Annotated in this window: 22 protein-coding genes; 12 read left to right on the top strand and 10 right to left on the bottom strand. The window is 72.8% G+C overall.

What is annotated here, in order from left to right; all coding sequences use genetic code 11:
* The first annotated feature begins 18 nt into the window (after positions 1-18).
* Together BGP03_RS24915 and BGP03_RS24920 are read left to right on the top strand one after the other, a co-directional pair.
* Positions 19-705: a hypothetical protein gene (locus tag BGP03_RS24915; protein WP_296370455.1), complete on the top strand. Its 687-nt coding sequence runs from the start codon at positions 19-21 to the stop codon at positions 703-705.
* A gap of 195 nt (positions 706-900) precedes the next feature.
* Positions 901-1,164 (top strand): hypothetical protein, encoded by a 264-nt coding sequence (locus tag BGP03_RS24920; protein ID WP_296370456.1) that lies wholly within the window; start codon positions 901-903, stop codon positions 1,162-1,164.
* Here the strand turns inward: BGP03_RS24920 and BGP03_RS24925 are convergent, their stop codons facing one another.
* Entirely contained in the window at positions 1,165-1,827 is a 663-nt protein-coding gene (locus tag BGP03_RS24925; protein ID WP_296370457.1) for a lysophospholipid acyltransferase family protein, read from the bottom strand.
* A gap of 489 nt (positions 1,828-2,316) precedes the next feature.
* On the opposite strand from BGP03_RS24925, the gene BGP03_RS24930 reads away from it, so the two are divergent.
* Positions 2,317-3,852 carry an ABC-F family ATP-binding cassette domain-containing protein gene (locus BGP03_RS24930; RefSeq protein WP_296370458.1) on the top strand — a complete coding sequence of 512 codons (1,536 nt, stop codon included), beginning with the start codon at positions 2,317-2,319 and terminating at the stop codon, positions 3,850-3,852.
* A 42-nt stretch (positions 3,853-3,894) separates the two neighbouring features.
* Here BGP03_RS24930 and BGP03_RS24935 read toward each other — a convergent pair whose 3' ends face one another.
* Positions 3,895-4,854 carry an SDR family NAD(P)-dependent oxidoreductase gene (locus tag BGP03_RS24935; protein WP_298797980.1) on the bottom strand — a complete coding sequence of 320 codons (960 nt, stop codon included), beginning with the start codon at positions 4,852-4,854 and terminating at the stop codon, positions 3,895-3,897.
* Positions 4,855-4,888: 34 nt separating this feature from the next.
* Positions 4,889-5,515 carry a TetR/AcrR family transcriptional regulator gene (locus BGP03_RS24940; protein WP_296370460.1) on the bottom strand — a complete coding sequence of 209 codons (627 nt, stop codon included), beginning with the start codon at positions 5,513-5,515 and terminating at the stop codon, positions 4,889-4,891.
* A gap of 82 nt (positions 5,516-5,597) precedes the next feature.
* On the opposite strand from BGP03_RS24940, the gene BGP03_RS24945 reads away from it, so the two are divergent.
* The gene (locus BGP03_RS24945; protein ID WP_298797982.1) at positions 5,598-6,731 is read left to right on the top strand and encodes an epoxide hydrolase family protein; all 1,134 of its coding nucleotides are present in this window, start codon (positions 5,598-5,600) and stop codon (positions 6,729-6,731) included.
* A gap of 249 nt (positions 6,732-6,980) precedes the next feature.
* On the opposite strand, the gene BGP03_RS24950 is transcribed toward BGP03_RS24945, so the two are convergent.
* Positions 6,981-7,394 (bottom strand): DUF3151 domain-containing protein, encoded by a 414-nt coding sequence (locus BGP03_RS24950; protein ID WP_296370462.1) that lies wholly within the window; start codon positions 7,392-7,394, stop codon positions 6,981-6,983.
* A gap of 55 nt (positions 7,395-7,449) precedes the next feature.
* On the opposite strand from BGP03_RS24950, the gene BGP03_RS24955 reads away from it, so the two are divergent.
* Positions 7,450-8,328 carry a fructose bisphosphate aldolase gene (locus tag BGP03_RS24955; protein WP_298797984.1) on the top strand — a complete coding sequence of 293 codons (879 nt, stop codon included), beginning with the start codon at positions 7,450-7,452 and terminating at the stop codon, positions 8,326-8,328.
* Between the two features lie 54 nt (positions 8,329-8,382).
* Here BGP03_RS24955 and fbaA read toward each other — a convergent pair whose 3' ends face one another.
* Positions 8,383-9,417, bottom strand: a complete 1,035-nt coding sequence (gene fbaA / locus BGP03_RS24960) for a class II fructose-bisphosphate aldolase (RefSeq protein WP_296370464.1) — start codon at positions 9,415-9,417, stop codon at positions 8,383-8,385.
* Positions 9,418-9,486: 69 nt separating this feature from the next.
* Between fbaA and BGP03_RS24965 the strand changes: the two genes are divergently transcribed.
* Genes BGP03_RS24965 through BGP03_RS24975 form a run of 3 tightly spaced genes read left to right on the top strand, consistent with a single transcriptional unit; the run spans position 9,487 to position 11,023 of the window.
* Positions 9,487-10,083 carry a SigE family RNA polymerase sigma factor gene (locus tag BGP03_RS24965; RefSeq protein WP_298797986.1) on the top strand — a complete coding sequence of 199 codons (597 nt, stop codon included), beginning with the start codon at positions 9,487-9,489 and terminating at the stop codon, positions 10,081-10,083.
* A 34-nt stretch (positions 10,084-10,117) separates the two neighbouring features.
* A complete protein-coding gene (locus BGP03_RS24970) occupies positions 10,118-10,330 on the top strand; it encodes a hypothetical protein (RefSeq protein ID WP_296370466.1) in 213 nt (70 codons plus the stop codon).
* A gap of 45 nt (positions 10,331-10,375) precedes the next feature.
* Positions 10,376-11,023 (top strand): VTT domain-containing protein, encoded by a 648-nt coding sequence (locus BGP03_RS24975; RefSeq protein ID WP_296370467.1) that lies wholly within the window; start codon positions 10,376-10,378, stop codon positions 11,021-11,023.
* On the opposite strand, the gene BGP03_RS24980 is transcribed toward BGP03_RS24975, so the two are convergent.
* Positions 11,020-12,087, bottom strand: coding sequence for a glycoside hydrolase family 76 protein (locus BGP03_RS24980; RefSeq protein ID WP_296370468.1), 1,068 nt, complete (start codon positions 12,085-12,087; stop codon positions 11,020-11,022). The genes BGP03_RS24975 and BGP03_RS24980 overlap by 4 nt on opposite strands.
* Before the next feature lie 88 nt (positions 12,088-12,175).
* Between BGP03_RS24980 and BGP03_RS24985 the strand changes: the two genes are divergently transcribed.
* The 3 genes from BGP03_RS24985 to BGP03_RS24995 are packed head-to-tail and all read left to right on the top strand — an operon-like array spanning position 12,176 to position 13,784.
* On the top strand, positions 12,176-12,901 hold the full coding sequence (locus BGP03_RS24985; protein ID WP_296370469.1) for a DJ-1/PfpI family protein: 726 nt from the start codon (positions 12,176-12,178) through the stop codon (positions 12,899-12,901).
* Positions 12,898-13,143 (top strand): helix-turn-helix domain-containing protein, encoded by a 246-nt coding sequence (locus BGP03_RS24990; RefSeq protein ID WP_296370470.1) that lies wholly within the window; start codon positions 12,898-12,900, stop codon positions 13,141-13,143. Before BGP03_RS24985 ends, BGP03_RS24990 begins: the two co-directional genes overlap by 4 nt.
* Complete coding sequence (locus BGP03_RS24995; RefSeq protein WP_296370471.1) at positions 13,140-13,784, top strand: DJ-1/PfpI family protein; 645 nt, start codon at positions 13,140-13,142, stop codon at positions 13,782-13,784. Before BGP03_RS24990 ends, BGP03_RS24995 begins: the two co-directional genes overlap by 4 nt.
* A gap of 78 nt (positions 13,785-13,862) precedes the next feature.
* Here BGP03_RS24995 and BGP03_RS25000 read toward each other — a convergent pair whose 3' ends face one another.
* Positions 13,863-14,540 carry an HAD family hydrolase gene (locus tag BGP03_RS25000; protein WP_363094442.1) on the bottom strand — a complete coding sequence of 226 codons (678 nt, stop codon included), beginning with the start codon at positions 14,538-14,540 and terminating at the stop codon, positions 13,863-13,865.
* Positions 14,541-14,594: 54 nt separating this feature from the next.
* Between BGP03_RS25000 and BGP03_RS25005 the strand changes: the two genes are divergently transcribed.
* Positions 14,595-15,056, top strand: a complete 462-nt coding sequence (locus BGP03_RS25005; protein WP_296370472.1) for a DUF4262 domain-containing protein — start codon at positions 14,595-14,597, stop codon at positions 15,054-15,056.
* Here the strand turns inward: BGP03_RS25005 and BGP03_RS25010 are convergent, their stop codons facing one another.
* The 3 genes from BGP03_RS25010 to BGP03_RS25020 all read right to left on the bottom strand — a co-directional run bounded on the left by BGP03_RS25010 (position 15,057) and on the right by BGP03_RS25020 (position 19,032).
* The gene (locus tag BGP03_RS25010; protein ID WP_298798062.1) at positions 15,057-15,674 is read right to left on the bottom strand and encodes an RNA methyltransferase; all 618 of its coding nucleotides are present in this window, start codon (positions 15,672-15,674) and stop codon (positions 15,057-15,059) included.
* 281 nt (positions 15,675-15,955) lie between these two features.
* Positions 15,956-18,355, bottom strand: coding sequence for an AAA family ATPase (locus BGP03_RS25015; protein ID WP_296370473.1), 2,400 nt, complete (start codon positions 18,353-18,355; stop codon positions 15,956-15,958).
* Positions 18,355-19,032 carry a hypothetical protein gene (locus BGP03_RS25020; RefSeq protein ID WP_296370474.1) on the bottom strand — a complete coding sequence of 226 codons (678 nt, stop codon included), beginning with the start codon at positions 19,030-19,032 and terminating at the stop codon, positions 18,355-18,357. The genes BGP03_RS25015 and BGP03_RS25020 overlap by 1 nt, the downstream gene beginning before the upstream one ends.
* Positions 19,033-19,096 lie beyond the last annotated feature (64 nt).

The raw sequence follows: 19,096 nt of genomic DNA on the forward strand, positions 1-19,096 counted from the left end.
GGGAGGGTAACCGATCCGGTGGGCTCGATCGACCTGGAACAGGTGCTGCTGACCTGCGGCTCCCACGGTAGTCGGCGCCTCCCGACCCCGTCCGGGGTGCCCACGGTCGCGCTGCCCGCCCGGCCGGGCAAGGCCGATCTCGACCCGGTGCTCGCCGCGAACCCCCGGCGGCTGGTGGTGGCGGGCGACGACGCCGACCTCGCCGCCGTCCTGCAGCGGCTGCTGCGCAGCGACCGTCTCGACGTCGAGCTGGCCCACCTGCCCACCCGCGGCTCGGACGCCGCGAAGGCCTGGGGCCTGCCGTCCGATGTCGACCTGGCGTTCGACGGGAAGGCCTCGCCGGTCCCGCTGGTGCGCGACGACTCGGGCGGCGTCCTCGTCGGGCGCGGGGAGGTCCGCGGGATGCGCGGCGAGTGCTACTGCGACGACGTGCTGGTGCTGCGCGGCACCGCACCCCGGCTGGTGGCGGCGCCGGGGCCCGGCGGGGTGGGCGTCCGCGCCGGCCGGACGGGCCGCCTGCCCGACGGGCGGACGCGCGCCGTCGACCTCCGGGCCAGGAGCGGACGGGGCGAGGCGGTCGGCCGCACGGCGCAGTTGGGCGGCGAGCCGATGACGGTGGTGACCGACGGAGTGGCGCATCCGAGGGAGGTCCGCCGCTGGACCTGGTACCGCCACACGACCGACTGGCTCCTGGTCCGCCCGTAGAACGCCCGCCCCGCCCCACGAGTCGACGGTTCCGCGTGCGCGAGTCGACGGTTCCGCGTGCGCGAGTCGACGGTTCCGCGTGCGCGAGTCGACGGTTCCGCGTGCGCGAGTCGGCGGTTCCGCGTGCGCGGCCGCACCCCCGAAAGTGCCGACTCGGCCACCCGAAACCGCCGACTCGCGGCGTTTGGCGGCTGGATGGTGGTGCGCCTGGACCTGGAGGGGTTCTTCGGCCACGTCACGGGGCTGGTCGTCAACCACCGTGCGGCCGCACCGCGCACCGGGTTCGACGCCCTGCGCGCGCTGCTGCACAACTGCGCCCGCACCGGCCCCGACGTGCAGAACCGCAGCGCCCATCCGGCGTTCCGCGACCGCGTGCCCGGCCGGATCGCCGGGGTCGCCACCGGCCGCCCGGCCCGGGAGGCGCCGCTCCGGGCCCTCTTCGGCGCGATCCGCTGGTGATCAGGCGGCGGGGCGCTGGTGGTACTTGTCGACGTACTCCTGCTCCGACAACGACGCGATGGCGTACATGATCTCGTCGGTGACGGCCCGCCGGATCACGTTGGAGCCGCCCAGCCCGTCGTAGCGGGAGAAGTCCAGCGGCTCGCCGTAGCGGACGGTGACCCGGCGCAGCCGCGGGAACCGCGCCCCCACCGGCTGCACCCGCTCGGTGCCGACCAGCGCCACCGGCACGACGACGGCCCCGGTGTCGAGCGCCAGCGTGGCGACGCCGGTGTGGCCGCGGTGCAGCCGGCCGTCGAGCGAGCGGGTGCCCTCGGGATAGATCGCGAACGCGCCGTCGGCCTCCAGCACGGTGCGCGCGGCGTGCAGCGCGGCCAGCCCGGCCTTGGCGTTGGTGCGGTCGACCGGCACGTACCCGAGCGCGGAGAGGAACGCCGCCAGCGCTCTCCCCTTGAGGCTCTGGCCCACGAAGTACTCGGCCTTGCCGAGGAACGACACCGGACGCCCGGCCGTCAGCGCGATCACGGCGGTGTCGACGGCCGCGCGGTGGTTCGACGCGATGATCACCGGCCCGTGCCGCGGAACGTTGTCGGCACCGTGCACGTCAGGGCGGTAGAGCAATCGGGCGAGCGGGGCCAGCAACCAGCGCACGAGCAGATGCACGGGCCGACAACGGCGCGCACGCTTGTCCTGTTCCCGCCCGGATGTGCATCCACCCGGATGGCGGCGTCAGACTCACCGGCGGGATCGTCGGCCGCCGCGGTGGCGAGCACTCCTTCGACCTCACGCGCGAAGGCGACGGAGCCCGGCACGCGCTGGGTAGGGCAGCGGGGCGGCCGGGACGCGGTGCGCTTCGCCCGCGCGCTGGCGACCACCGCCGGCGCAGCCGTGTACGACCACAACGACGGGATCCGGGCCGCGGCAGAGCGGTGAGCCGCGGTTCCCGGCGAACCTGCTCGCGGGCACGCAGCACGATCTCACCCCCGCCGTGACGCTGCCCCGTGGATCCCGCCGTTGGGGGCGCCGTTCATCGAGTTGCGCGCTCCATGACGGCAGGGCATTCTGCTGATCATCATGTGGATCTGAGCACGCCACGCCCCCACGCCGAGGCCACGCCCCGTGGGAGCGAACTGCGCTCTCCCGGTGGTGTGCATGCCTGCAGCCCTTCTCGCCCATGACCTCGTCAGGTCCTACCGCGACCGCACCGTCCTCGACGGCGTCTCGCTCACCGCGACGCCCGGCCGCCGCATCGGCCTGATCGGGGAGAACGGCGCCGGCAAGTCGACGCTGCTGCGGCTGCTCGCGGGCGTCGAGGAACCCGATGCGGGGCAGGTCGAACGGCCGGCCGATCTCGGCTACGGCCACCAGGAGCTGGCGTTCCCGGCCGATGCCACGGTGGCCGACGTCCTCGACGACGCGCTGCGCGAGGCCCGCGCCGCCGTCGACGCGGTGGAGTCCGGTGACACGTCCGCCGTCGACCGGTACCTCGACCTCGAGGCCTGGGACGCCGACCGCCGCGCCGAGCTGGTGCTGGCCGGGCTGGGCCTGGATCTGGACCACGCGCGCCCGCTGAGCACGCTGTCCGGCGGCCAGCGCGGCCGGCTCGGGCTCGCGGCGCTGCTGATGCGCCGCCCGTCGGCGCTGCTGCTGGACGAGCCGACCAACCACCTCGACGACGACGCGGCCGCGTTCCTGGAGGAGCAGCTGCGGAAGCTGCCCGGGGTGGTGGTCGTGGCCAGCCACGACCGGGCCTTCCTCGACGCGGTGTGCACCGACCTCGTCGACCTCGATCCCGCGGTCGACGGCCCGACGCGCTACGGCGGCGGGTACACCGACTACCTCGCCACCCGGCGGGCCGAACGCGCCCGCTGGGAGCAGCGCTACGCCGACGAGCAGGACGAGCTCCGCGTGTTGCGGCACTCGGTGGCGGTCACGGCGCGGACGGTCTCCCACAACAAGCCCCGCGGGAACGAGCCGAAGCTGTTCTACGGCTTCAAGGGCGGGCGCGTGGAGAGCCAGGTGTCCCGGCGGGTCCGCAACGCCCGGCAGCGCCTCGACGAGCTGGAGCGCGACCAGGTCCGCAAGCCGCCGACGCCGCTGACGTTCACCGCGACCCTCGGCGACGCCGCTCCGGGCCCCGCCGCCGCGCTGCGCGACGTCCGGGTACCGGGCCGTCTCGCCCTCGACCGCCTCGACATCGGCGCCCACGACCGCCTGCTGGTCACGGGCGCGAACGGCGCCGGCAAGTCGACGCTGCTCGCGGTGCTGGCCGGACGGCTGGCGGCCGGGGGCACCGTCCACCTGCGACGCGGGCTGCGCGTCGGGCTGTTGGCCCAGGACATCGCGATCGAACGGCCCGAGCGCACCGCCCGGCAGGTCTACGCCGACCGCGTCGGGCCGGCGACGGTGCCGCTCGTCGACCTGGGCCTGATCGCGCCGCGCGACGTCGACCGGCCCGTCACCGAGCTGTCGGTGGGGCAGCGCAGGCGGCTGGAGCTGGCGATGCTGGTGGCCGCCGCGCCCCAGCTCCTGCTGCTCGACGAGCCGACCAACCACCTGTCGCCGGCGCTGGTCGAGGAGCTGGAGGCGGCGCTGACGTCCAGCCCCGGCGCGGTGGTGGTGGCCAGCCACGACCGGTGGTTGCGTCGCCGCTGGGACGGCCGGGAGCTGCGGCTCCGCCGCCCGTGAGCGGAAATCAGTGCTCCAGCACTGATTTCCGCTCACAGGGGGTCAGGCGAACGCGTTCACGCCCGTCAGCTCGGCCGAGAGCGTCCAGAGGCGGGCGGCCTGCTCCGGGTCGACCGCGTAGGGACGCACGCCTCTCGCGCCGGCCTCGGCCGCGGGCTCGGCCACGTCGCAGTCCTCCAGGTAGAGCCCGCCCATGCCGTCGAGCTGCGGCGAGGTGACCGCCCAGGTCTGGGTCGCGGCACCGGCCTCCGGGGTCTTGAAGCCGGCCGGGTTCACCGGGTTGCCGGACTCGTCGATCCAGCCCATCGCCACCTGCTCCTCCTTCGGGAGGTGCCGCTGGAGAGGCGTCAGGATGCCGCCCGGGTGGAGCGAGAACGCGCGCACACCGGAGTCCCGGCCGAGCGCGTCGAGCTGGACGGCGAACAGGGCGTTGGCCGTCTTCGCCTGCCCATAGGCCTGCCACTTCTCGTAACCGGTCGCGAACTGCACGTCGTCCCAGCGGATGGCGGAGCGGTGGTGGCCCCGCGACGACACGGACGCCACGCGGCCCCGCCCACGGGCGATCGCCGGCCACAGCCGGTTGACCAGCGCGAAGTGGCCGAGGTGGTTGGTGGCGAACTGCGCCTCCCACCCGGGCCCGACACGGGTCTCCGGGCAGGCCATGACGGCGGCGCTGTCGATCGTGATGTGGATGTCGCGGCCGGAGGCGAGGAACCGCTGCGCGAACGCGGCGACGCTGTCGAGGTCGGCGAGGTCCAGCTCGTCGGTCTCGACGCCGTCGATCCCGTCGAGCGCCTCCTTGGCGACGTCCGGGCGCCGGGCCGGGACGACGACGTGCGCGCCCGCCGCGGCCAGCGCCTTCGTGGTTTCCAGACCGAGGCCGGAGTAACCGCCGGTGACGACGGCCAGCCTGCCGGTCAGGTCGACGCCGGCCAGCACCTCGGCCGCCGTGGTGGTGGCGCCGAAGCCGCTGCCGATCCTGTGCTGTGCTGCTGTGGTCACGGATTCGACGCTAGGCCTTCGAGCGCACTCGAAGTCAAGCGTGCCACCGCCAGGCCAGCTCGCCCGGCGCGGGCGCGGGGCCCGGCAGCTCCGCGCCGGACGTCGGGTCGAGCAGGCCGTCCAGCACGAGCGCGAGCACCCGCCGTCGCAGCTCACGGGTGCGCCCGGCGTCCGGGACGCGGACGGCGGCACACGCCTCCAGCAGCAGCACGATGTCCTGCGCCACCGCGCCGGGTCGCAGCCCCGGCCGGGCCCGCCCGACCACCTCGGTCAGCAGCGCGTCGGCCCGACGGGCGTCGTCGTCCATCTCCACGGTCGGGGTGAACGTGCCCGCGAGGTGGACGGTGAGCGAGTGGACGTCGGCGTCGACGACCCGCTCCAGGAACCCCACGAGGGCGGCGGTCCCGTCCGGCTCGGCCAGCGCGCGTTCCGCCTCGGCGACGAAGTGCAGCAGCCCGTCGCGGCAGAGGCGGCGCAGCAGGTCGTCCTTGCCCGGGTACCGGCGGTAGAGCGCGCTGATCCCGACGCCGGCGCGCTGGGCCACGGCCGCGATCGGGGCCCGCGCATCCTCCAGGAACACCTCCCGCGCCGCGGAGAGGATCACCTCGTCGTTGGCCGCGGCCTGGCGGCGCCGGCCGGAGAGCGCGCTGGTGTCCACCACGGCGTGAATCTAGCACTGGAACGGATCGTTCCGCTCTGCTAACTTGGAACGGAACACATCGTTCCGTTCAACGGAGGCTCTCATGCCCGCGATCCGCCCGTTCCGCATCGACGTCCCCCAGACCGCGCTCGACGACCTCACCGGCCGCCTCGACCGCACCGTCTGGCCGTCGGAGCTCCCCGGCGTCGGCGACTCCTACGGCGTGCCCGGAACCCGCGTCCGCGAGCTGGCGCGCTACTGGGGCGAGGAGTTCGACTGGCGGGCGGTGGAGGCCTGGCTCAACGCGCTCCCCCAGTTCGTCACGGAGATCGACGGCGAGGACATCCACTTCGTGCACGTCCGCTCGTCACGGCCGGACGCGACGCCGCTGGTGCTCACCCACGGCTGGCCGGGCACGTTCGTCGAGTACCTGGACGTCATCGGGCCGCTCACCGAGCCCGCCGCCGACGAGCCCGCGTTCCACGTGGTGATCCCGTCGCTGCCCGGTTTCGGCTTCTCCGGCCCGACGCGCAGCACGGGCTGGAACCGCTGGCGCACCGCGCGTGCCTGGGCCGAGCTGATGGCCCGGTTGGGCTACGACCGCTACGGCGCCGTGGGCAACGACGCCGGCTCGATGCTCGCCCCCGAGATCGGCCGGTTCGACGCCGGGCACGTCGTCGGCGTGCACGTCACGCAGGTGTACTCGTTCCCGTCGGGCGACCCGGCGGAGTTCGAGAAGCTCACCGCCGACGACCACGCCGCGCTGGAGCACCTGCAGTGGTTCATGGACCACAAGTCCGCGTTCAACGTCCTGCAGAGCCAGCAGCCGCAGACCCTCGCCTACGCGCTCTCCGACTCGCCGGTCGGCCTGCTCGGCTGGCACGCACAGCTCTTCGGCGAGAGCCTCGACCCCGAGTTCGTGCTGACCAACGTCGCGATCTCCTGGTTCACCGGCACCGTGGCGTCGGCCGCCCGCTTCTACTACGAGGACGCGCACGCCACCGACCAGCCGACCGGCCCCACCACCGCGCCCCTGGGCGTCGCGATGTTCGCGGGCGACTTCCGGTCGATCCGGGCGTTCGCCGACCGCGACCACGCCGGCATCGTGAGCTGGAACGCCTACGACGCGGGCCGGCCCGCCGGCCCACCCGCCGACGCCGCGGGCCACTACGCCGCGCACGAGGACACCGACCTGCTGGTGGGCGACATCCGCCGGTTCTTCGCCTCGCTGAGCTGAGGGCTCGGGAAACCGAGCGCATCGCCGCGAGGCCGCCCGGCGCAACCGGCTCGTCAGCGACCCGCCCAGCGAGATGACTGCCGCGATCGGGGCGAAGAACGGCCGGGCGGGCCCGACGAGGTCACCGGCGACGTACCAGGCGAGACCGGTCGCCACCGCGCACCGGGCGGTGGGCAGTGCGGAAACCCCGGAGCCGCGTGACCCGCGACCGGAGCGGGGCGGCCAGCCGCCGGCCGGGGGGCCCGGGGCTCAGGCCAGGCCGAGAGCGGCGCGGGCCGCTGGGTCGGAGTCGTCGAGGAGGTTCAGGGTGCGCTCGGCCTCGTCGGTCTCGCCGATGGCCACGGCCGCCTTGTGCAGGGCGGCGACCGCGCGCAGGAAGCCCCGGTTGGGCTCGTGCGCGAACGGGACCGGCCCGAAGCCCTTCCACCCGTTGCGGCGCAGCTGGTCCAGGCTGCGGTGGTAGCCGGTGCGGGCGTAGGCGTAGCCGGTGATCGTCTGCCCCGCTTCGAGCGCGTTCTCCGCCAGCACCGCCCAGGCGATGCTGGACGTCGGGTGCGCGGCCGCCACCTCGGCGGGGTCCTTGCCCCCGTCCAGCAGCGCGGCGGCCGGGTCGACGGGCAGCAGGGTGGGATCGGGGCCGAGCAGGTTGCCGAACGAGGTCATGCCCCCATCCTGCCGCCTGCGTGTGCGGAGAGCGGTGTGGGGGAACAATGACGTCATGAACAGCGAGCAGCTCCAGCGCGTCCGTTCCGGGAAGGGCTTCTTCGCCGCGCTGGACCAGAGTGGTGGGAGCACACCGAAGGCCCTGGCCGCGTACGGCGTCGAGGCCGCCGAGGGCGACGCCATGTTCGACCAGGTCCACGCCATGCGCACGCGGATCATCACCAGTCCGGCGTTCACCGGCGAGCGGGTGCTCGGCGCGATCCTGTTCGAGGACACGATGAACCGCGAGGTCGAGGGCCGCCCCACCGGCGACTACCTCTGGACCGTCAAGGGGATCGTGCCGTTCCTGAAGGTCGACAAGGGCCTGGCCGACGAGGCCGACGGCGCGCAGCTCATGAAGCCCATCCCCGATCTCGACGCCCTGCTGGCCACGGGCGTCGCGAAGGGGATGTTCGGCACCAAGATGCGCTCGTTCGTGAAGAAGGCCGACAGGGCCGGCGTCGAGGCGGTCGTCGAGCAGCAGTTCGCCATCGGCGACCAGATCCTCGACGCCGGGCTGGTGCCGATCCTCGAGCCCGAGGTGGACATCACCGCCGACGACAAGGCCGAGGCCGAGCACCTGCTGCGCGACGCGATCGCCGGGCACCTCGACCGGCTGCCCGATGGCCGGCAGGTGATGCTCAAGCTCTCCATCCCCACCGAGGACGGCTTCTACCGGGGTTTCGTCGAGCACCCGAAGGTGCTGCGGGTGGTGGCGCTGTCGGGCGGCTACAGCCGCGCCGAGGCCGACGAACGCCTGGCCCGCAACCCCGGCGTGATCGCCAGCTTCTCCCGCGCGCTCACCGAGGGCCTGCGCGCCGAGCAGAGCGCCGGGGAGTTCGACGCCCTGCTCGACCGGGCCGTCGGCGAGATCTACGCAGCGTCCAGCACGTGACGGGTCGTGCGCGGATATCGGTGCTCCAGCACCGATATCCGCGCACGGGTGCCGTCAGGCGCCGAGGCTGGTGCCCGTCGACTTCAGGTTCTCGCAGGCCAGCGTCACGCGCTCGGCCATGCCCAGCTCGGCGGCCTTGAGGTAGGAGCGGGGGTCGTAGGTCTTCTTGTTGCCGACCTCACCGTCCACCTTGAGCACACCGTCGTAGTTGGTGAACATGTGTGCCGCAATCGGCCGGGTGAAGGCGTACTGCGTGTCGGTGTCGACGTTCATCTTCACGACGCCGTAGCCCAGCGCCTCGTGGATCTCCTCGATCAGCGAGCCCGAGCCACCGTGGAACACCAGGTCGAACGGCTTCGAACCGGCGGCCAGCCCGAGCTTCGACGAGGCGACCTCCTGGCCCTGCTTGAGGATCTCCGGGCGCAGCTTGACGTTGCCCGGCTTGTAGACGCCGTGCACGTTGCCGAACGTGGCCGCGAGCAGGTAGCGGCCCTTCTCGCCGGCGCCGAGTGCCTCGACGGTGGCCTCGTAGTCGCCGGCCGAGGTGTAGAGCTTGTCGTTGATCTCGTTGTCGACGCCGTCCTCCTCGCCGCCGACGACGCCGATCTCGATCTCCAGCACGATCTTCGCCTTGACGGCGAGGTCGAGCAGCTCGGCCGCGATGCCCAGGTTCTCGTGCAGCTCGGTGGCGGAGCCGTCCCACATGTGCGACTGGAACAGCGGGTTCTCACCGCGGTCCACGCGCTCCTGGCTGATCGCGATCAGCGGGCGCACGTAGCTGTCGAGCTTGTCCTTGGGGCAGTGGTCGGTGTGCAGCGCGATGTTGACCGGGTACTTCGCCGCCACGACGTGCGCGAACTCCGCCAGCGCCGAGGCGCCGGTGACCATGTCCTTGACGCGCGTGCCCGACAGGAACTCCGCCCCACCGGTGGAGACCTGGACGATGCCGTCGCTCCCCGCCTCGGCGAAGCCGCGCAGCGCGGCGTTGAGGGACTCGGTGCCCGTCACGTTGATCGCCGGGTAGGCGAACTCACCGCTCTTGGCCTTGTCCAGCATCTCGTTGTAGATCTCGGGCGTGGCGATCGGCACGGTCTGACCCTCCTTTGGCGGACTGGCGCCCGTCAGTATCCCGTACCGGGACCCCGATACGATCGCCCCATGGCCGGTGACGTGGGGGACAGCACCGACGCCGGTGGCGCCGTGGAGCAGACCCTGACGAAGCTCAGGGCCCTCGACGCGCGCCCGGCGCCCGCCGTGGCGGCGGCCCCGCGCACCCTGGCCGACCTCTACCGCGACCACCGGATGCGCATGGTCCGCCTCGCCGTCCTGCTGGTGGACGACCCCAACACGGCCGAGGACGTCGTGCAGGAGGCGTTCGCCGGCCTGCACCGCCACTGGTCGGGGCTGCGTGACGAGGAGGCCGCCATCGGCTACCTCCGCGCGGCCGTCGTCAACGGGTCGCGCTCGGTGCTGCGGCGCCGGCGCACGGCCCGCGACTACGTGCCCCCGCACCAGGTCAACGCCCGTTCCGCCGAGTCGCTGGCCATGCTCACGGCCGAGCACCAGGCCGTCGTCGACGCGCTGGCCACCCTGCCACCGCGCCAGCGCGAGGTGCTGGTGCTGCGCTACTACGGGGGGCTGTCGGAGGCCGAGATCGCCGAGGCCACCGGCATCACGCGCGGCACGGTGAAGTCCACGGCCAGCCGCGCGCTCGACGCGGTCGGCCGGGTCATGAACCCGGGTGCCGGCCGATGAGCACCGCCGACGTCCTCACTTACGCGGAGGCGAGATGAGCGCGGACGAGTCGGAGCGGCGGGTGGCCGAGGCGCTGCGGGCGCGCGCCACCGGGGCCGGGCGTCCGGGGCCGGTCACCACGAGCGCTCCCGGCGGCATGTCCGTCCGGTCCGCGCTGCTCACCGCGCTGCTGGCGGGTGTGGTCCTCGGGCTGCTGCTCGCGTTGCTGTCCCTGCTGGTGCCGGGGCTGCTGCCGCCGCTCGGCTGACTGCGCTCAGCCGGCTCACAGACCTGCCCGGTACCGTGGCTGACCGTGACGACCACCCTCGCACTCGGCCCGGAGTGGCTCAACCCCTCCGTCATCATCGACTGGCTGGGGCCGTGGGCCCTCGTCGGCCTGGCTCTCATCATCTTCGCCGAGTGCGGGCTGCTGCTCGGGTTCTTCCTCCCCGGCGACTCCCTGCTGTTCACGGCGGGCCTGTTCGCCGTCTCCACCGGCATCGGCGCGCCGCTGTGGCTGGTCTGCATCGTGCTGACGGTCGCGGCTTTCGCGGGCAACGTCTGCGGCTACTACATCGGACGTGCCGCCGGACCGGCGATCTTCGACAAGCCGAGGTCCCGGCTGTTCAAGCCGCAGCACGTAGCGAAGACGCAGGGCTTCTTCGACAAGTACGGCAACCGGGCCATCGCGCTCGGCCGGTTCGTGCCGGTGGTCCGCACGTTCATCACCGTGATGGCGGGCGTGGGCCAGATGGACGCCAAGCGCTACCTCACCTACTCGCTGATCGGCGGCGTGGCCTGGGCCTCCGGGGTCACCCTGCTCGGCGCGGTGCTCGGCCAGTTCGACTTCGTGAAGAACAACATCGAGCTGATCCTGATCCTCGTGGTGCTCGTCTCGATCCTGCCGATCATCATCGAGCTCGTGCGGGCCCGCCGTAAGCCGGGCGCGCACACCGCCTAACGCGCGCGCTGCAGGGTGGCCGCGGCCTCCAGCAGCATCCAGCCCGACAGCTGCACCGACAGGTCGGCCTCCGGCGTGCCCTTCCGCGGCTCGGCGGCGGGCCGACCCCAGTCGGCCGAGAACACCGGGCCGCCCCGCACCTCGGCGCGCCCGCTCCACGCCGCCTCGGCGCTCGCGATGACCAGCCGCGACGCGGCGTCGGTGAGCTCGGGCCTGCGCAGCGCCGCCTCGGTCAGGTAGCGGGCCAGGATCCCCGCGAACAGGCCGCCGTCGCCGCCCCCGCAGCCCGGCAGCACCCCGTCCGCGCGGGCCAGCCGCTGGGTCACGGCGTCCACGAGCGCGACGGCCTGGTCGCCCCACCGGACGTGCCCGTCACGGGTGGCCAGCTCCACGCACGCACCCAGGTACACGCCCTGGCAGTAGGTGAAGATCCGCTTGTCCACCTCGGCGACGCCGCCGTCCGGGCCGACCCGGATGCCGTCGCGGACGAGGCCCGTGTCGGGGTCCACCAGCGTGTCGGTGATCCAGTCGGTGACGGCCGCGGCGAATTCGACCTGGCCGTCACGGGCCAGCAGGATGGCGGCCGGGCCGTTGGCGGGGGCGTTCTTCACCACGTCGCCGCGACGCCACCAGATCCCGCCACCGGCCTCCTCGGTCCAGCCGTCGTGCAGCTGCTCGGTGATGGCCGCGAGCGCCGGCCCGTGGCTGCCGCGGGCGAGCCCGCCCGCTCGCTGCAGCGTGAGCCCCAGCCACGCGACGTCGTCGTAGTAGCGGTTGGTCCACGAACCCAGGTTGCGCAGCCGCATGCTGCGCACGGCGGCGCCGATGATCTTCGCTCGGCGGTCGGACGGATCGCGCCGCTGCGCGTCCACGAGGCAGTCCAGAAGATGCGCCTGCCACCAGTAGTGCCACGGGTAGGGCAACACCGGCACGCGGCGCGGCCAGCGGACCCGGGCGATGCGGGTGCCCGGTACGACGCCGCCGATCCGACGGAGATGACGTCGCAGGACGGCGTGCTCGGCGATACCCGCGCGCGCCGACCAGTCGATGTCCGCGGCAGCCACCGGGACAGTCTGCCAACACTCGGGCGTGGCTGAATCCGTGGGACACCCGTCATTGACGCCAAACCCCCGCGTCACCAGGCTGGACGTCGTGACCCACCACGTCGTCATGCCGATCTTCGAAGGCATCCAGCCGCTCGACGCGGTCGGGCCGCACGAGGTGTTCGCCACCGCGTCCGCGCTGGTCAGCGGCCCGGGCTACCGGATGACGACCGTCGCCGCCGCCCCCGGGGCCGTCCGGGCCACCAGCGGTCTGCAGCTCGTCGCGGACACCGCCCTGCCCGAGTCCGGGACGATCGACACCCTGCTCGTCCCGGGCGGGGCGGGCGCCCGGCGGATCGCCCACGACGCCGAGTTCGTCGGCTGGCTGCGCCGCGCGGCCGTACGGGCCGGGCGGGTCGCGTCGGTGTGCACCGGGGCGTTCCCGCTGGCCGCCACCGGCCTGCTCGACGACCTGGCCGCCACCACCCACTGGCGGTACGCCGCCGAGCTCGCACGGGAGTTCCCCGCCGTCGACGTGCGACCCGACTCCATCCACCTGCGGCAGGCCGGTTCTGGAGCTCCGCGGGCGTCACGGCGGGCATCGACCTGGCGCTCGCCCTCGTCGAGGCCGACCACGACGCCGCCACCGCCCAGCTCGTGGCCCGCGAGCTCGTGGTCCTGCTACGCAGGCCGGGAGGGCAGAGCCAGTTCGCCGGGCCTGCGGTGGGTGTCCAGCCGGCACCCCGGCCGTCCGTCCGCGCGGCGCAGGACCTCATCCACGCCGACCCCGCCGCCGACCTGCGCGTTCCCGTACTCGCCGCCGCCGTCGGCATGAGCGAGCGGCACTTCAGCCGCGAGTTCACCCGCCTGCTCGGCACCCCGCCCGGCGACTACGTCGAGCAGGTGCGCGTGGACGCCGCCCGGCGACTGCTCGAGTCGGAGCCCGTGCTGGTGTCCGTCGCCGCGACCCGCGTCGGCTTCGGCACCGCGGAGACCCTGCGCCGCGCGTTCCTGCGCCGCCTCGGCATCGCCCCCGACCACTACCGCCGCCACTTCTCCACCACCGGAAGGACATGACCGTGCAGGTCGCCATCCCGCTGTTCCCCCGCATGACCGCGCTCGACGCGATCGGGCCCTACGAGGTGCTGCAGCGCATCCCGTCGATCGACGTGACGTTCGTGGGCGCCGAGCGCGGCCAGATCCGCACCGAGAACGGCATGCTCGGGCTCACCGTCGACGCCACGTTCGACGATCTGCCTGCCCCGGACGTCGTGGTGGTGCCGGGCGGCATCGGCACCCGGGCCCTGCTGGACGACACCCCGCTGGTGCGCTGGGTCCGCACGGCCCACCCGACCACGCGGTTCACCACGTCGGTCTGCACCGGCTCCCTCGTGCTGGCCGCCGCGGGCCTGCTCGACGGCCTCACCGCCACCACCCACTGGGGCGCGTTCGACGCGCTGGAGAAGCTCGGCGCGACGCCCGTGAGCGAGCGGGTGGTGGAGCACCTGGACGAACGGATCATCACCGCGGCCGGGGTGTCCTCGGGCATCGACATGGCCATCCGGCTCGTGTCGCTGCTGGTGGACGACCTCGCGGCCCAGGCCGCGCAGGTGTTCGTCGAGTACGACCCCCAGCCGCCCTTCGACGCCGGCCACCCGAGCAAGGTGGGTGCGGACGTGATGGAGCGGCTGGCGGAGTACCGCCTCGCCCGCAGCTGACCCCGCGAGTCGGCGGTTCCACGCGCGCGAGTCGGCGGTTCCACGCGCGCGAGTCGGCGGTTTCGCGTGCGCGAGTCGTCAGAAGTGGTGGAGGAGGTCCGGGAAGCGCTCCAACGTGAGCACGTCCGCGGGAACCTCGTCGTGCTCCAGCACCCACGTGTGGGCGTTGGGGATGAAGACGGCGCCCATGCCGACCGCGCGGGCGGGCACGATGTCCGACGCCGGCGAGTTGCCGATCATCCACGTCGACGCGGGCGTCAGGCCCTGCTCGGTGATGAGGGAGCGGTAGGTCGGTACCCGCTTCTCCGCCACGATGTGGACGCTGCGGAAGTGGTGGGCGAGGTTCGAGGCGTCGATCTTGCGCTGCTGCTCCTTCTGCGCACCCTTCGTCAGGAGCAGGAGGTCGTGGCGGGTGCCGAGCTCGGCGAGCGTCTCCGCAACGCCCGGCACCAGCTCCACCTCGTGGTTCACCAGCGCGGACGCCAGATCCGTGATCTCGGCCCGCTCCGCCTCGGTGGCCGGGCGCTCGCTGAGCTTCTCGAACGCGTCGTGCAGGCTGCGCAGGAAGCTCGCGCTGCCGTAGCCGTGGACGGGGACGTTGGCCCGCTCCACGTCGTCGAGGACCGCGCGGATCGCCGAACGGTCGAGGGTGGGGTGGGCGAGCCAGTCGAGATAGCTCTCGACCACCCGTTCGAACAGGACGTTGTTCTCCCAGAGGGTGTCGTCGGCGTCGAACACGAGCGTCTGTCGATCCACAGCCCGGACTCTAGGAGCGCGAAACTGTCGGTGCCTCCCCATAACGTGCGGGCCATGGAGAGCCCCGAACGTTTCACCCACCAGGTCGACCAGTACGACGCCTGGCAGCGGGAGACCATCCGCCGCCACGGCTGGGCGCTGCAGGCCGTGCTCGGCACCTATGACATCGACGGCGATGGCGAGGCGCCGCCGTTCGTCTACACCGTCGGGCTCTCGGGGTTCGCCCACCCGGAGCTCATCCTGTTCGCCACGTCGCAGGCCACGGCGGCCACGGTGCTCAACGACCTGGGCGAGGTGGTGCGCTCGGGCCGGCGGCTGCGCGCGGGCGAGAAGGTCCGCATCCCCAGCGGCGAGGTGCACCTGCTCGCGTTCCCGGAGTCGGAGCACTGGCTGTTCGCGGCCAACGACCTCTACCGGATGCCCGACCGGCCGCCGGTGCCGGCGTTGCTGGTGGTGCCCGACGAGGACCTGGTGGTCACGCCCGGGGAGGATCGCCCCTGCGCCTTCTGCAGCTGATCACCAGGCCGTCGAGAGGTCGGCGTGCAGCCGGATCCACGCGTGCATGGCGATCCCCGCCGCGACGCCGGCGTTGATCGAGCGGGTGGAGCCGAACTGCGCGATCGACACGGTCATGGCTGCGGCCGCCCGGGCCTCCCCGGTCACCCCGGGGCCCTCCTGCCCGAACAGCAGCACGCACTCCCGGGGCAGCGCCGCGGTCTCCAGCGGCCGCGCACCCGGGGTGTTGTCCACGGCCACCACCGCGAGGCCGCGCTCGGCGGCGAACACGAACAGGGCCGTCACGTCGTCGTGGTGGCGCACGTCGAGGTAGCGGTCGGTCACCATCGCGCCGCGCCGGTTCCAGCGCCGCCGTCCCACGATGTGCACACCCGCCGCCCCGAACGCGTTGGCCGTGCGCACCACCGTGCCGATGTTGTGGTCGTGGCCGAAGTTCTCGATGGCCACGTGGAACGGATGCGCGCGGGCGGCCAGATCGGCGGCCACCGCCTCCCGGCGCCAGTAGCGGTAGGCGTCCACCACGTTGCGGGTGTCGCCGTGGTCGAGCAGGTCGGGGTCGTAGCGGGCGTCGTCGGGCCGGGGCCCGACCCACGGCCCGACGCCCACCTGCCCGGGCACGGCCCACTCACTGGGTCCGGCCGGCGGCTCGCCGTCCGGGTCCGACCGACCCGCGCCCGTCCCGTCGGCGCCCGTGCCATCCGCGCCGTTGTCGTCCGCGTCGTGTTCGTCGCCGCTCACGTCGCGATGATGCCCTGCCGCCCGAGATCCCTACGGACCGCACGTCCCGGCCCTCGACAGGGCGCGGACGTGCGGCGAGCGCCGATCACCGGTCGGCCCGACCACCCGTGATCACCGTCGACCGCACGGAACCGCCGCCCCCGTCAGGGCGCTCCCGTACGTCACGCCGGGCCGTGCACCCCCTCGGAATCCTGCGGCACCGAGGCCGCGGCCACATCGGCCTCCCGACGTAGGTGCCCGCCCGACGGCAGGGACAACGAGACCGGCGAGTGGCCACGGTGCGCCCCGACGGCCGCGGCGTGGTACTCCTCCAGGCTCGCGACGAACGCCGGGTCGTTGTACGCGGAGCCGTCCACCGTCAGGCCCTCGCGGCCCTCCAGCACCGCCTCGATGTCGTCACCGGTCAGCGTCTTGTGCGTCTCCAGCGCGTGCGCGATGGCAAGCACACCGGCCCGGTTGTCGTGCAGGATCGCCTCGGCCCGGCCCAGGAGGATCGAGAGCTGCTCCTCGATGCGGTCGGCGAGCGCCGCCTTCAGCACCTTCTCCGTGCTCTCGCCCTTCGGCGGACCTCCCCGGCCCCCGCCCGGGCTGCCGACCTCGAGCCGCCGCGCGGTCGAGTAGGACGACACGGTGGAGCCCATGCCCCAGTAGCCCTCCATGAACGACGCCACCGCGGTGGCCGACTCGAGGTCGCCCGAGACACCGGACGAGGAGTCGCCGTCGAAGAACATCCGCTCGCCGGCCAGCGACGCGAGCGAGACGAGGATGTCGGCCTCGTACTCCGAGCGCCAGCGCGTGAACTGGTCCTCCGGCGGGATGCTGGCCACCATGCCGAGGTAGTCGCTGCCCTTCTCGATGGTGGCGAGGTCGATCTCCATGTGCCGGCGCGTGCGGAACGCGACCACGGCGTGGCAGGCCTCGTGCACGGCCACGGCGTGCCGCTCGCGCTCGATGTACTCGACGTCCTCGGGCGGGCCGAGGTCCTTGAGCTGCTTCGCCTTCATCACGTCCTTCCACGTGATGATCTCCCGCCCGTCGCGGATGGCGATGATCAGCGCCTCGTTGACGAGGTCCTTGATCGTGGCGCCGGTGGCGTAGGGCGTGATCGTGGCGAGCTTGTCGAGCTGCTCGTCGTCGAGCTCGTGCTCGACCTTGTCGAAGTAGCCCTCGTAGGTGCGGACGCGGCCGGCCTTGCTCGGGTAGCCGACGCGGTAGATCCGGTCGATGCGGCCCGGGCGCAGCAGCGCCTCGTCGAGGGCCTCGGGCATGTTCGTGGCCATCATGACCAGGATCCGGTACTTGGGCGGCGGCTTCGGCCGCATCCCGATGATCCGTCGTCCGATGCGGTTGACGATGCCGCGGGGCTTCTTCAGGCCCGACAGCTCGGTGAGCAGCGCCTGCAGGGTGCCCATGCCGCCACCGCCGCCGCCGTTCATCCCGCCGCCCATGACGAAGCCGTCCTGCTGCATCGCCTCGCGCGTCAACAGGGATCGGGTGTCGCCGGAGAGGTAGGAGAAGCCGTGGCAGCCGGCGCTCTGGAACGGTGCCGCCATGCCGCGCGGGCCACCGCCCGGCCCGGTCTGGGCCAGCGCGCCGCGGTTGCCGAGCGCGTCGGCCTCGTCGAAGAAGACGATCACGCCGCCGTAGCGCAGCGCGAGCTTGCGCAGCTTCCGGAACAGCGACTTGACCTTGAGGATGCCCACACCCATGAACATGTTCGTGAACGCGCCGGGGTCGACGAACACGTAGGGCTTGCCGGTCTCCCCGGCCACGGCCTCGGCCATCAGCGTCTTGCCGGTGCCGGGCGGGCCCCACAGCAGTAGACCCGACGGCACGTAGCCGCCCTTGGCCTCGATCTCGTCGGGGTTCTCCAGGAAGACGATGTTCTCCTTCACCCGGTCCACGACGTGGTCCTGGCCCCAGACGTCCTTGAAGCGGGTGGTGATGTCGTCGGGGTAGTAGGTGTCCACGCCACCCCGGGACAGCAGCCAGAACAGCCCGATGAACTGGAACGCCACGAAGAAGAACGCGAACGCGAGCTGCGCGATCATCGGCAGCGCCTGGTAGAGCAGCGCGGGCGCCTGGAAGATCGCGAGCACCGGCGAGGTCTCGAGGATCTGCCCGGCGACCACGGCCACCAGCACCAGGACGAGCACGACCTTGATCACGCGGGCCAGCCGGAAGCGTGTCCAGTCGGAGAACCGTCTGCGCAGCGCCCGGTCGGTGCCGCCGAACACCCGTCGCGTCCAGAAGCCGTGGTAGCCGGCCGACTTCTCGCTGACGAAGAAGTGGATCTGCCGCAGGACCTCGGCGCCGGTGAGCCACAGCAGCCACTGCGAGTCGTAGAGCTGGATGATCGCGGCGTCGCGGAACGGCAGGATCGGGTCGTCGGCCATCGAGGCCCAGACGATCACGAACCACGCGAGCACGAACAGCGCGACCAGCCGGCCGCGCGCCCAGATCGACATGGGCTTGCGCGTGGCCTCCTTCTTGCCGTGGGGCGGCTCGTCCGGCGGGGTCAGGCCTTCGGGCGCTGGGGTGCTCTCGACCGCAGTGGTCATCACTTCTCCCGCACGGTGAAGGAGGAGACCACGGTGCTGATCTCCTTCTGGCGCTGCATGTAGCACTCCGTGGAGCACCGCACCAAGAACATGTAGAGCTTGCTGGCGTCGTCGTTGACGTAGACGGTCTGGTCGAGCATCTGCGGCGGCCCGCCGGCGAAGCTGTACCGGTAGACGACGTGCACGCCGTGCACGCCCTTGCCCGGGGTGAGCACGTCGTCGGTGAACAACGAGAAGTCGCTCAGCGCCGAGGACGTCGGATCGGCCGCGGCCTGCTGGCGTCCCATGGGGGAGACGGGGAAGAACAGGTCCCGCATCTTGTCGAGCGAGAACTGGCCCTGCGTGCTCGCGGGGTTGTCCTTCACCGCGACCAGCACCGCGGGGACGGCGGCGTCGATGCCGAGCAGGTGCGCCGCCGACGGGGCGGCGTCGGCGTCGTAGCCGGCGATCCAGAACCCCTGGTCAGCGGCGGAGAAGGCCGGGTCGAGACCGAACGCCCCCTCGAGGGCCTTGTTGTCGATCGGCTGCCAGGTCCGGGGGACCTTCACGTACGTCTGCGCACTGGAGTTCGTGACGTAGGTGTACTCGGGTGCGGCTCCGCACCCGGCGAGGAGGACGGCGACGACCGCCAGCCCCCACCACGTGGAGATGCGTGCACCGCCAGCTCGGAGCGCCATCCGACCTCCCGCCGTGACCGGTCCGTGATGGTCGAGTATGCGGTACGGACCAGCGTCGGGAATG

This window comes from Pseudonocardia sp. 73-21, from assembly GCF_001899645.1.
Taxonomy (GTDB): Bacteria; Actinomycetota; Actinomycetes; order Mycobacteriales; family Pseudonocardiaceae; genus Pseudonocardia.